General features: G+C 68.3%; 13 protein-coding genes. 11 read left to right on the top strand and 2 right to left on the bottom strand.

What is annotated here, in order from left to right; translation table 11 throughout:
• From K0H49_RS10075 to K0H49_RS10065, 3 genes are all read left to right on the top strand, one after another.
• Positions 1-651 (top strand): NAD(P)(+) transhydrogenase (Re/Si-specific) subunit beta (locus K0H49_RS10075; RefSeq protein ID WP_219211674.1); only part of this gene is annotated, 651 nt, incomplete at its 5' end.
• A gap of 94 nt (positions 652-745) precedes the next feature.
• Positions 746-2,425, top strand: a complete 1,680-nt coding sequence (locus K0H49_RS10070) for a long-chain-fatty-acid--CoA ligase (protein WP_219211673.1) — start codon at positions 746-748, stop codon at positions 2,423-2,425.
• 13 nt (positions 2,426-2,438) lie between these two features.
• Entirely contained in the window at positions 2,439-3,164 is a 726-nt protein-coding gene (locus tag K0H49_RS10065; protein ID WP_219211670.1) for a 5'-methylthioadenosine/adenosylhomocysteine nucleosidase, read from the top strand.
• Positions 3,165-3,319: 155 nt separating this feature from the next.
• Here the strand turns inward: K0H49_RS10065 and corA are convergent, their stop codons facing one another.
• Positions 3,320-4,306 (bottom strand): magnesium/cobalt transporter CorA, encoded by a 987-nt coding sequence (corA, locus tag K0H49_RS10060; RefSeq protein WP_183024261.1) that lies wholly within the window; start codon positions 4,304-4,306, stop codon positions 3,320-3,322.
• A gap of 211 nt (positions 4,307-4,517) precedes the next feature.
• Here corA and K0H49_RS10055 point away from each other — a divergent pair, with 211 nt between their 5' ends.
• From K0H49_RS10055 to hprK, 4 genes are all read left to right on the top strand, one after another.
• Positions 4,518-6,626: an ATP-dependent helicase gene (locus K0H49_RS10055; protein ID WP_219213186.1), complete on the top strand. Its 2,109-nt coding sequence runs from the start codon at positions 4,518-4,520 to the stop codon at positions 6,624-6,626.
• 310 nt (positions 6,627-6,936) lie between these two features.
• The gene (hpf, locus tag K0H49_RS10050) at positions 6,937-7,266 is read left to right on the top strand and encodes a ribosome hibernation-promoting factor, HPF/YfiA family (RefSeq protein ID WP_219211668.1); all 330 of its coding nucleotides are present in this window, start codon (positions 6,937-6,939) and stop codon (positions 7,264-7,266) included.
• A 106-nt stretch (positions 7,267-7,372) separates the two neighbouring features.
• Positions 7,373-7,840, top strand: a complete 468-nt coding sequence (locus tag K0H49_RS10045) for a PTS sugar transporter subunit IIA (protein WP_219211666.1) — start codon at positions 7,373-7,375, stop codon at positions 7,838-7,840.
• A 136-nt stretch (positions 7,841-7,976) separates the two neighbouring features.
• Entirely contained in the window at positions 7,977-8,933 is a 957-nt protein-coding gene (gene hprK / locus K0H49_RS10040) for an HPr(Ser) kinase/phosphatase (protein ID WP_219211664.1), read from the top strand.
• A gap of 82 nt (positions 8,934-9,015) precedes the next feature.
• On the opposite strand, the gene fur is transcribed toward hprK, so the two are convergent.
• Complete coding sequence (gene fur, locus K0H49_RS10035; protein ID WP_219211662.1) at positions 9,016-9,435, bottom strand: ferric iron uptake transcriptional regulator; 420 nt, start codon at positions 9,433-9,435, stop codon at positions 9,016-9,018.
• An 88-nt stretch (positions 9,436-9,523) separates the two neighbouring features.
• On the opposite strand from fur, the gene K0H49_RS10030 reads away from it, so the two are divergent.
• The 4 genes from K0H49_RS10030 to K0H49_RS10015 all read left to right on the top strand — a co-directional run bounded on the left by K0H49_RS10030 (position 9,524) and on the right by K0H49_RS10015 (position 12,259).
• Positions 9,524-10,075, top strand: a complete 552-nt coding sequence (locus tag K0H49_RS10030; RefSeq protein ID WP_219211660.1) for an outer membrane protein assembly factor BamE — start codon at positions 9,524-9,526, stop codon at positions 10,073-10,075.
• Between the two features lie 103 nt (positions 10,076-10,178).
• Entirely contained in the window at positions 10,179-11,009 is an 831-nt protein-coding gene (dapB, locus tag K0H49_RS10025; RefSeq protein WP_219211659.1) for a 4-hydroxy-tetrahydrodipicolinate reductase, read from the top strand.
• Between the two features lie 75 nt (positions 11,010-11,084).
• Positions 11,085-11,780 (top strand): MotA/TolQ/ExbB proton channel family protein, encoded by a 696-nt coding sequence (locus K0H49_RS10020; protein ID WP_219211658.1) that lies wholly within the window; start codon positions 11,085-11,087, stop codon positions 11,778-11,780.
• Between the two features lie 11 nt (positions 11,781-11,791).
• Positions 11,792-12,259: an ExbD/TolR family protein gene (locus K0H49_RS10015; RefSeq protein WP_219211657.1), complete on the top strand. Its 468-nt coding sequence runs from the start codon at positions 11,792-11,794 to the stop codon at positions 12,257-12,259.
• Positions 12,260-12,324 lie beyond the last annotated feature (65 nt).

Here is a 12,324-nt window from a genome sequence, read left to right as displayed (position 1 = left end):
GTGGGCAGTTCGGGCGCGATCCTGAGCTACATCATGTGCAAGGCCATGAACCGCAGCTTCTTCAACGTGATCCTGGGCGGCTTCGGCGGCGAGGCGGTCACGGCCGGTGGTGCGGCCAAGGAGCAGCGCCCGGTCAAGAGCGGCAGTGCCGACGACGCGGCCTTCGTCTTGAGCAATGCCGAGACGGTGGTGATCGTGCCCGGCTACGGCCTGGCGGTGGCACGCGCGCAGCATGCGGTCAAGGAACTCGCGCAGAAGCTCACCGACAAGGGCATCACGGTGAAGTACGCGATCCACCCGGTGGCCGGGCGCATGCCGGGGCACATGAACGTGCTGCTGGCCGAGGCCGAGGTGCCCTACGACCAGGTGTTCGAGATGGAGGACATCAACGGCGAGTTCGGCCAGGCCGACGTGGCGATCATCCTGGGTGCGAACGACGTGGTGAACCCGGCCGCGCACACCAAGGGCAGCGCGATCTACGGCATGCCGATCCTGGAGGCCTACAAGGCCAAGACGGTGATCGTGAACAAGCGCTCCATGGCCGCGGGCTACGCGGGCCTGGACAACGAACTCTTCTACATGGACAAGACCATGATGGTCTTCGGCGACGCCAAGAAGGTCGTGGAAGACATGGGCAAGGCGATCGAGTAGGCCGAAAAGCCGAGGAGGCCGCACAGGCCTTCGCCTGAAGACCGCAGGCGCCGCGTCGCGGCGCTTTCTTTTTTTCTCAAGTGGAGACAAGAACATGACGGACCGTCCCTGGCTCGCGAGCTATCCCCCCGGCGTCCCCGCCGACATCGACCCCTCGAGCTATGCCTCGCTGGTCGGCTTGATGGAGGAGAGCTTCTCGAAGTACGCCGACCGCACCGCCTACAGCTTCATGGGCAAGGACATGCGCTATGCCGAGGTCGATCGGCAGAGCCGCGACTTCGCGGCCTATCTGCAGGGCCTGGGCCTGGTCAAGGGCGACCGCGTGGCGGTGATGATGCCCAACTGCCTGCAGTACCCGATCGCGGTGGCCGGCATCCTGCGGGCCGGCCTGATCCTGGTCAACGTCAACCCGCTCTACACCGCGCGCGAGCTCGAGCACCAGCTGCAGGACAGCGGTGCGACGACCATCGTGATCATGGAGAACTTCGCGGCGACGCTGCAGCATTGCCTCGCGTCCACGCCGATCCGCCACATCGTGCTGGGCGCGATGGGCGACCGGCTGGGCCTGCTCAAGGGCACGCTCGTCAACTATGTGGTGCGCAAGGTCAAGAAGCTGGTGCCGCCCTACGAACTGCCGGGCGCGGTGCGCTTCAACAAGGCGCTGGGCGAAGGCGGGCGGCATCCGCTCAAGTCCCCGGTGGTCGGGCCCGACGACGTCGCGGTGCTGCAGTACACCGGCGGCACCACCGGCGTGGCCAAGGGCGCGGTGCTGCTGCATCGCAACGTGATCGCCAACGTGCTGCAGTCCGAAGCCTGGAATTCGCCCGCGATGCAGAAGGTGCCGGCCGGCGAGCAGCCGACCAGCGTCTGCGCGCTGCCGCTGTATCACATCTTCGCCTTCACGGTGAACATGATGCTGGGCCTGCGCACCGGCGGCAAGGTGCTGCTGATCCCGAACCCGCGCGACCTCGCGGCCACGCTCAAGGAGCTGTCGAAGCACACCTTCCACAGCTTCCCCGCGGTCAACACGCTGTTCAACGGCCTGGCCAACCATCCCGACTTCGGCACCGTGAACTGGAAGCACCTGCAGGTCTCGGTCGGCGGCGGCATGGCGGTGCAGGGCGCCGTGGCCAAGCTCTGGCTCGAGAAGACCGGCTGCCCGATCTGCGAGGGCTATGGCCTGTCCGAGACCTCACCCACGGTGAGCTGCAACCCGATCACCAGCACCGCCTACACCGGCACCATCGGCGTACCGCTGCCGAGCACGCGCATGACGCTGCTCGACGATGCGGGCCAGGAAGTGGCACCGGGCGAGCGCGGCGAGATCGCGATCAAGGGCCCGCAGGTGATGGCCGGCTACTGGCAGCGGCCCGACGAGACCGCCAAGGTCATGACGGCCGACGGCTGGTTCAAGTCGGGCGACATCGGCGTGGTCGACGAACGCGGTTTCTTCAAGATCGTCGACCGCAAGAAGGACATGATCCTGGTCTCGGGCTTCAACGTGTACCCGAACGAGGTCGAGGACGTGGCGGCGCTGATCCCTGGCGTGCTCGAATGCGCGGCCGTCGGCGTGCCCGACGAGAAGACCGGCGAGGCGGTCAAGCTGGTGATCGTGCGCAAGGACCCGTCGCTGACCGAGGAGCAGGTGCGTGCCTTCTGCCGCGAGAACCTCACGGGCTACAAGCGCCCGAAGGTCATCGAGTTCCGCTCCGACATGCCCAAGACGCCGGTGGGCAAGATCCTGCGCCGCGAACTGCGCGACGCAAAGCAGTAGGAAGGGCCGCAGGATGCACGCCGCGGCGCCGATCGCCATCGTCGCGGCGATGCACGAAGAGCTGGCCGCGCTGCTCGAGCGCATGCCCGACGAGCGCAGGGTCACGGTCGCGGGCCGCGACTTCTGGCAGGGCCATCTGCAGGGCCATGAGGTGATCGCGGTGCTGGCGCGCATCGGCAAGGTGGCGGCCGCCACCACGGCCACGGTGCTGGCCGAGCGCTTCCGCGTCGGCCGCGTGGTCTTCACCGGCGTCGCGGGCGGCCTGGGTCCGGGCGTGCAGGTCGGCGACGTGGTGGTCGCCGAGGCCTTCCTGCAGCACGACATGGACGCCTCGCCGATCGTCCCGCGCCACGAGGTGCCGCTCTACGCGAGGAGCCGTTTCCCGGCCGATGCCGAGCTCGCCGCCGCGCTGCGCGAAGCCGCCCGCATCGCCCTGCCGCAGGCCCGCGTGCACCACGGGCTGGTGATCAGCGGCGACCGCTTCGTGTCCACCACGGCCGAAGCGCGCGCGCTGCAGGCCGAACTGCCCGATGCGCTCGCCGTGGAAATGGAAGGCGCTGCCTTCGCCCAGGTCTGCCATGACTTCGACCTGCCCTTCGCGGCGGTGCGGACCATCTCCGACCGCGCCGACGACGCCGCCCACGGCGATTTCCTCGAGTTCATCCGCACCGTCGCCAGTCCCTATTCGGCTGCAATCGTGGATGCGCTGCTGAGCGCATTGCCCAAACCCCAACGCTAGAACGGCAGGGCGGCCTTCACCAGAGACACCCTGGAACCGGCTTTGCCGGGCCAGCGGGCGTGGTCCGCGTCTTCACCAGAGACACCCTGGAACCGGCTTAGCCGGGCCAGCGGTGTCGCCCCCTTGAGGGGGAGGGCGTCAGCCCTCGGGGGTGGTCACTTCAACCAGCCGCGGCGCCGGAAGTACCACATCGGCACGAGCGCACTCGCCACCATCAGCGCGATCGCATAGGCATAGCCGTAGGCCCAGTCGATCTCGGGCATGACGCGGAAGTTCATGCCGTAGACGCTGGCGATCAGCGTGGGTGGCAGCAGCGCGACGCTGGCCACCGAGAAGATCTTGATGGTCTTGTTCTGGTTGATGTTGATGAAACCGACGGTCGCATCCATCAGGAAGTTGATCTTGTCGAACAGGAAGGCCGTGTGGTTGTCGAGCGACTCGATGTCGCGCAGGATCTGCCGCGCCTCCTCGAACTGCTCGGCGTTGAGCATCTTGCTGCGCATCATGAAGCTCACCGCGCGGCGCGTGTCCATCACGTTGCGGCGGATGCGCCCGTTCAAGTCTTCCTGGCGCGCGATGGCGCCCAGCACCTCGCCGGCCAGCTCGTCGCTCACGTTGCCCTCGAGCACCTTCTTGCCCGCCACCTCGAGCTCGTCGTAGATGTTCTCCAGCGTGTCGGCCGAGTATTCGGCGTCGGCGTCGAACAGCTTGAGCAGCACTTCCTTGGCGTCTTCGATCAGGCCCGGCGCGCGGCGTGCGCGCATGCGCAGCAGGCGGAACACCGGGATGTCCTGGTCGTGGATCGAGAACAGCACGCCGCGGCTGCGCAGCTCGGCGTTGTGCTGGTTGAGGATGAAGGCCACGCGCACCGAGCGCGCGTTCTCTTCCTCGTCGATCAAGAAGTCGCTGCGGATGTGGAGCTCGCCGTTGTCTTCCTCGTAGAAGCGCGCCGATTCCTCGATGTCCTCGTCCATCGCGTCTTCGGGGATGGACAGGCCGTAGTACTGCTTGATCCAGCGCTTCTCCTCGACCGTCGGCGATTCGAGGTCGACCCAGATGGGCTGGAATTGGGAAAGCTCCTCAAGGGCCTCGATCTCTTCCTGAACGAGGCGCCCATTGGCAAGCGTGAAGATGTTGAGCATGGCTCACTCCCGTGAAAAGGTCTTGCGGTTGGCGGCGGGAAGGGGCGCTTTCAAGACCCTCGCCAACGACGCTCAGGAGGGAGTTGAAAGCTGCCGAGACGGATAGCTTTCCATGCGGGTCTCCGGGGTTGCAGCGAGGCGCGATTATGGCACTGCAGCATGAAGCAGTGGGTTCGATGGCTGGATGAACATCCAGTACAGTAGCGCCTCGATGCCGCCTGCCGCACATCCTGTTTCTGCCGTCCCCGCCACCCAGGCCGAGCGCCTGGCGGCTGCACTCGCGACGCTCAACGAGGCGCAGCGCGCGGCCGTCGAGCACGGCGTGGGCGCGGCCCTCGCCGATGCCCGGCCACTGCTGGTGATCGCCGGCGCGGGCTCGGGCAAGACCAGCACGCTGGCGCACCGCGTCGCGCACCTGGTCGCGCAGGGCGTCGATCCGCAGCGCATCCTGCTGCTGACCTTCTCGCGCCGCGCCGCGCAGGAGATGTCGCGCCGCGCCGGCCAGGTGGCGGCGCAGGTGCTGGGGCTGCGCTCCGATTCGGCGCCTTCGCTGCCCTGGGCCGGCACCTTCCACGGCATCGGCGCGCGCCTGCTGCGCGAGTACGCGGCCCACATCGGGCTGGCCGAGAATTTCAGCATCCACGACCGCGGCGACGCAGAAGACCTGATGGGCCTGGTGCGTCACGACCTGGGTTTCTCGACCACCGCCAAGCGCTTTCCGCAGAAGGGCACCTGCCTGTCGATCTACTCGCGCACGGTCAACACCTGCGGGTCGCTGGCCGAGGTGCTCGCGCATGCCTTCCCCTGGTGCGCCGAATGGGAGGGCGAGCTCAAGCGCCTGTTCGCGGCCTACGTCGAGGCCAAGCAGCAGCAGCACGCGCTCGACTACGACGACCTGCTGCTCTACTGGGCCGGCATGGTGGCGGAGCCCGCGCTCGCGGCGCTGATCGGCGCGCGCTTCGACCATGTGCTGGTCGACGAGTACCAGGACACCAACCGGCTGCAGGCTTCGATCCTGTGCGGGCTCAAGCCCGACGGGCGCGGCGTCACGGTGGTCGGCGACGATGCGCAGTCGATCTATTCCTTCCGCGGCGCCACGGTGCGCAACATCCTCGACTTCCCGGGCCAGTTCTCGCAGGCCGCGCGCATCGTCACGCTGGAGCGCAACTACCGCTCGACGCAGCCCATCCTCGACGTCTCGAACGCGGTGATCGCCGCGGCCGCCGAGCGCCACGCCAAGACGCTCTGGACCGACAAGCCCTCGGCCGGCCGGCCGCAGCTGGTGCTGGTGCCTGACGAGGCGCAGCAGGCCCAGTGGGTGGCCGATCGCGTGCTCGCGCACCGCGAGGGCGGGCTGGCGCTCAAGTCGCAGGCCGTGCTGTTCCGCACCTCGTACCACAGCGCGGCTCTGGAGCTCGAGCTTGCGCGCCGCAACATCCCCTTCGTCAAGTACGGCGGCCTCAAGTTCCTCGAGGCCGCGCACGTCAAGGACCTGCTCTCGGTGCTGCGCTTCGCGCAGAACCCGCGCAGCCGGATCGCGGGCTTTCGCGTCACGCAACTGATCCCCGGCATCGGCCCGGTCACGGCCGCGCGGCTGCTCGACGCGATGGACGTCGCGGCCGATCCGGCGGCGGCGGTGCAGGCCTTCCAGCCGCCCGCTTCGGCGCAGGTCGAGTGGGCGCGCTTCGCAGAAATCTATGCCGCGCTGCGTGCCCCTGCACTCGCCTGGCCGGCCGACATGGAACTCGCGCTGCGCTGGTACCTGCCGCACCTCGAACGCCTGCACGACGACGCCGGCCTGCGCCGCGGCGACGTCGAGCAGCTGGCCCGCCTCGCGGCCGGCTACGGCTCGCGCGAGCGCTTCCTGACCGAACTCACGCTCGACCCGCCCGAGGCCACCAGCGACCGCCCCGGGCCGCCGCTGCTCGACGAGGACTACCTGATCCTCTCGACCATCCATTCGGCCAAGGGGCAGGAGTGGACCTCGGTGCACGTGCTCAACGTGGTCGACGGCTGCCTGCCGGCCGACGTGGCCCAGGGCGCGCAGGAACTCGAGGAGGAGCGGCGCCTGCTCTACGTCGCGATGACGCGTGCCAAGGACCACCTGCACCTGCTGGTGCCGCAGCGCTTCTACGTCACGCAGCAGTCGGCGCGCGGCGACCGCCATCTCTATGCCGGGCGCAGCCGCTTCGTGACCGAGGCCGATGCGGCCCGTTTCGAGCAGGTCACCTGGCCGCCACCGCCGCCGCGCGCGCCTCACACGCCGCCGCCGGCGGCGACCATCGACCTGCTGGCGCGCATGCGGGCGAACTGGCGCTGAGGCGCGCTTCCCACCCTGTCTTCAGAAGGGTCGGCCGACCCCGCAGCGGGCGTTACCTTTGGTATTTCCTGCGATGGCGGGGCTTGCTGCCCATGTGTTTGCTGCTATGAATTCGGAAGCAACCTTGACGCCGCTCAGCGGTCCGTCGGCCCGAGGGATTGCAATACCCCGGCGGCTTGGGCATAGTGAATTGACCTTTCCTTCTTTTCCGCATTCCTTCTCCCCCTTCCCCCGCCTTCCTTCCCCCGGTCAACGTGCCAATTCCGGTGCCGCGGCCATTTTCCCAACCGTCAATTCCAGGAGGTCATTCATGAATCTGACGATCAGCGGTCATCACCTCGACGTCACGCCTGCACTGCGCAGCTACGTCACCACCAAGCTGGACCGGATCACCCGGCACTTCGATCAGGTGGTCGATGTCAAGGTGCTCCTCACGGTGGAAAAGCAGAAGGAGAAGGAGGGCCGCCAGAAGGCAGAGTGCAATATTCACGTCAAGGGCAGCGACATGTTCGCGGAGTCGAGCCACGCTGATCTCTATGCCGCCGTCGACGAGCTGGTCGACAAGCTCGACCGCCAGGTCGTGCGCCACAAGGACAAGCTCCAAGACCACCATCACGCAGCGCCCAAGCGTCTGATGTAAGGTCCGGGTTCGACCTGTTCGGGCAAATACTCTTGCGGGCCACCTTCGGGTGGCTCTTTGCTTTTTACGGCAGGGGTGCATAATCGCCCCCGCTCCGACCCCACCCATGAATCGCCTAGCGTCCATCCTGCCGCCCGCTCAAGTCCTCGTGAGCGTTGACGCCACCAGCAAGAAACGTGCTTTCGAGGAAGCCGGCTTGCTGTTCGAAAACCTCCATGGCCTGGGACGTGCCCTGATCACCGACAGCCTGTTCGCCCGCGAACGGCTCGGCTCGACCGGGCTCGGACACGGCGTGGCCATTCCGCACGGGCGCATCAAGGGCCTCAAGTCGCCCATGGCGGCCGTGTTCCAGCTGGCCGACCCCATCGGCTTCGATGCACCCGACGAGCAGCCTGTGGTGCTGCTGATCTTCCTGCTGGTGCCCGAGGCAGCGACCCAGAAGCACCTGGAGATCCTCTCCGAGATCGCCGAGCTGTTGAGCGACGCCGGCCTGCGCGAGCAGATCAAGTCCAGCACCGACGCGGCCGCGCTGCATGCGCTGATCGCCGGCTGGCAGTCCGCCCAGCTCGCCTGAACTGTTGCTCGCCCCCAGGCTCCGCGACACTTCGTGTCGCTCCTCCCGCCCCTACCGGGGGCAACACCGGCAGACCGGCAAAGCCGGCGCTGCGGTGTTTCTGGCATAACGTGACTTTTCGTTTCACGAGTCGTCCATGAAACCCACCGTCATCAGCGCCGACGCGATGTTCGAGGAATTCCGCGGGCCGCTGCGCTGGGAGTGGCTGGCCGGGCTGGGCGCTTCGGAGCGCCAGTTCGATGCGGAAGTCATCAGCCGGGCGCAGTCCGCGGCCGATCTGGTCGGCTACCTCAACTACATCCACCCCTACCGGGTCCAGATCCTGGGCGCGCGCGAGATCGCCTACCTGACCCGCGGCACGCCCGAGGATTGCGCACGCCGCATCGCGCGCATCGTCACGCTGGAGCCGCCGGTGCTGGTGCTGGCCGACGGCCAGGCCGCGCCCGACGAGCTGCTGGCGATCTGCGAGCGCGCGCAGCTGCCGCTGTTCGCCACGCGCGACGGCTCGGCCTATGTGATCGACCTGCTGCGCGCCTACCTGTCCAAGCACTTCGCCGAGCGCACCTCGATGCACGGCGTGTTCATGGACATCCTGGGGCTGGGCGTGATGATCACGGGCGAGTCGGGCCTGGGCAAGAGCGAACTCGGCCTGGAGCTGATCTCGCGCGGCAACGGCCTGGTGGCCGACGACGCGGTCGACCTGTTCCGGATCAACCAGAACACCATCGAGGGCCGCTGCCCCGAGCTGCTGCAGAACCTGCTGGAGGTGCGCGGCATCGGCCTGCTCGACATCCGCGCGATCTTCGGCGAGACCGCGGTGCGCCGGAAGATGCGGCTCAAGCTGATCGTGCACCTGGTGCGGCGCGACAGCTTCGAGCGCGATTACGAGCGCATGCCCGCGGCGCCGCTGACCCAGGACGTGCTGGGCATCGCGGTGCGCAAGGTGATCATCCAGGTGGTGGCCGGGCGCAACATCGCGGTGCTGGTCGAGGCGGCGGTGCGCAATTCGATCCTGCAGCTGCGGGGCATCGACACCTATGCCGATTTCGTCGCGCGCCACCACAAGGCGATGGAGGCCGGTTCGGCCGATTGAAGACGGCAGCGGCCGCTTCAGCGGGCGAGTGGTCTGCCTGGAACGGCTTTACACACGAAAGCGTATGTAAAAGTCGGGAGGCCTATCGACGGCTGGCGCAGTCGCCGCACAGGCCGTACAGGGACATCGCGTGGTCCTGCAGGATCCAGCCCTTGTCCTTGGCGATCATCTGCTGGCGGCGCTCGATCTCGGCGTCGTAGAACTCCTCGACCTTGCCGCACGAGGTGCAGATCAGGTGGTCGTGGTGCGTGCCTTCGTTGAGTTCGTAGACCGCCTTGCCGCTCTCGAAGTGGCTGCGCTCCAGGATGCCGGCCTGCTCGAACTGCGTGAGCACGCGGTAGACGGTGGCCAGGCCGATGTCCGAGCGTTCGTTGAGCAGCACGCGAAACACGTCTTCGGCCGTCATGTGGCGCTGGCCACCGGTCTGGAAGATCTCGAGGATCTTCAGGCGCGGCAGCGTGGCCTTGAGGCCGGTGTTCTTGAGTTCGTCGATATTGCCCATGGTCATTCCTCAGCCGGCCGTGCATGCGGCCATCCGCAAAAAGGCCAGCCGCTACAATGGGTCGATCATATCGCTCCCCCTTTTTCCCATGCTTGCCAATTCCCAAAGCCGCCTGTGCCTACTGGCTGCCGCCGTCGTGGCGAGCGTGTCGCTCGGCGCCTGCAGCAGCGTGACCGACCGCACACGCGGCATGCTGTACTCCGTGACGCCCTACAAGGTCGAGGTGGTGCAGGGCAACTTCGTGTCCAAGGAACAGGTCGAGGCGCTCAAGCCCGGCATGTCGCGCCAGCAGGTGCGTGAGATCCTCGGCACCTCGCTGCTCACCGACGTGTTCCATTCCGATCGCTGGGACTACGTATTCACCATCCGTCGCCAGGGCGTGGAGCCCCAGCAGCGCCGCTTGACCCTGTTCTTCAAGGGCGAGCTGCTCGAGCGCTTCCAGGGCGACCCGATGCCCAGCGAGGAAGAATTCGTGGCCGGCCTCGACGTGCGCAAGTTCAGCGGCAAGATCCCGCCGCTCGTGGCCAGCGAGGAAGAGCTCAACAAGACGGCACCCGCCAAGACCGATGCCGCGCCGGTGCCGCCCGCACCCCTGGCGCCGCTGCCGCCGAGCTACCCGCCGCTGGAATCCACGCGCTGACGCCCCATGCCGGCCTGCGTGCCGGTGGTGCTGGCCAGCGCCCCGGGGACGCACCGCCGCGTCTGCCCCGAACTCTCCCGAATCTGCTGAAGGCTGAATCCGCGTGACCGAACTCTCCGCCCCGTCCTCCTCCACGCGCCGCATCGCGATCGCCGGCGCTTCCGGCCGCATGGGCCACATGCTGATCGAGGCCGTGCGCAACGCCGACGACCTGGCATTGGCCGGCGCGCTCGACCGCGTCGACAGCGACGCGCTGGGCACCGATGCCGCCGCCTTCCTGGGCTTCACCAGCGGCGTGCCGATCGTGTCCGACCTGCGGGCCGGCCTGAAGAACGCGCAGGTGCTGATCGACTTCACCCGCCCCGAAGGCACGCTGGCCCACCTGGCCGTGTGCCGCGAGCTCGGCGTGCAGGCCGTGATCGGCACCACCGGTTTCAGCGACGCCCAGAAGGCCGAGATCGCCGAGATCGCCAAGGACATCGCCATCATGATGGCGCCCAACATGAGCGTCGGCGTCAACGTGACCTTCAAGCTGCTCGAGATGGCGGCCAAGGCGCTGTCGACGGGCTACGACATCGAGATCATCGAGGCGCACCACCGCCACAAGGTCGACGCGCCCTCGGGCACCGCGCTCAAGATGGGCGAGGTCATCGCCGACGCGCTGGGCCGCGACCTCAAGGAATGCGCCGTCTATGCCCGCGAAGGCATCACCGGCGAGCGCGACCCCTCGACCATCGGCTTCTCGGCCATCCGCGGCGGCGACATCGTGGGCGACCACACCGTGCTGTTCGCCGGCACCGGCGAGCGCATCGAGATCACGCACAAGTCCTCCAGCCGCACGACCTACGCCCAGGGCAGCCTGCGCGCCGCGCGCTTCCTGGCCACGCAGAAGGCCGGCCTGTTCGACATGTTCGACGTGCTGGGCCTCAAGTAGGACCCTGCCAATGAGCGCTGCGCCGGGCCGCCCCAAGCAAGCGCGCACCGCGGCGCGCAGCGCGGAGGTTCGCCAATGAGCGTCCTGCAGCTGCTGACCCAGGGCGACGGCGTCAGCCGCGCGGTGGCGGTGCTGCTGCTGGCGATGTCCGTGGCCAGCTGGATCGCGATCCTGCTCAAGGCCTGGCTGCTGCGCGGCGGTACGCGCGCGGTGCTGCGCAGCATCGCGGCCTTCTGGCAGTCGCCCACCCTGACCGAAGCCGAACGCAGCGTGGCGAGCTTCGACGGCCCGCGGCTGGTGCTGCCGGCCGTTTCGGCCCTCAAGGCCCTGGCCGGCAATGCCCAGGGCGCCACGCTGGGCCACGGCGGCGACCGCAACCAGCGCCTCACGCGCGCGCTGCGCGACGCGCTGCATGCGGCGCTGCGCCGCCTGCAGTCCGGCCAGATCCTGCTCGCCACCGTGGGCGCCACCGCGCCCTTCGTCGGGCTGCTGGGCACGGTGTGGGGCATCCATGGCGCGCTCGCGGGCATCGCGGGCCAGACGGGCGGCTTCACCATCGACAAGGTGGCCGGCCCGGTGGGCGAGGCGCTGATCATGACGGCCTTCGGCCTGGCGGTCGCGATCCCGGCCGTGCTGGCCTACAACGTGTTCGGCCGCGTGATCGGCCGCATCGAGGCCGAGCTCGAAGGCTTCGCGCACGACCTGCTGGGCCTGTTCGGCGAACCCGCCGCGCCGGCCCCGCCGCCGCCCGCGCGGCCCATGCCAGTCTAGCGGTCGGCGCCATGGCCTTCGGTCGCTCCTCCCTGGGTTCCGCTGCCGGCGGCGGCGGGCGCGCGGTGGGCGCGGGCGGCCAGCGCCCGATGTCGGACATCAACGTGACGCCGCTGGTCGACGTGATGCTGGTGCTGCTGGTGATCTTCATCATCACCGCGCCGCTGATGGCCAGTTCGATCCGCCTCGACCTGCCGCGCACCGGCGCCGGCACCGCGGGCGAGACGCCGAAGTTCGTCGGCCTGTCGGTCGACGCCAAGGGCCAGACCTTCCTCAACGACCAGCCGGTCACCGACGAGGAACTCGCAAGCCGCCTGGCCCAGGCCGCCGCCGCCGACCGCGGCACCGAAGTCCAGCTGCGCGCCGACCAGACCGTGCCCTACGGCCGCGTGGTGGTGCTCATGGGCATCGCGAACAAGGCCGGGCTGAGCCGGATCGGCTTCGTGACCGAGGCGCCGCCGGCCGAGAAGCCGCGCTGAGTGTCGGTATGACTCCTTCCCCCTTTGGGGGAAGGCGGGGATGGGGGCTGCCCCCGCATTCGACG

The organism is Variovorax boronicumulans (assembly GCF_019352895.1).
In the GTDB taxonomy this organism is placed as follows: Bacteria; Pseudomonadota; Gammaproteobacteria; order Burkholderiales; family Burkholderiaceae_C; genus Variovorax; species Variovorax boronicumulans_A.
Note: the sequence above shows the minus strand (reverse complement) of the source record. Positions and strands in the feature narration are given on the sequence as shown.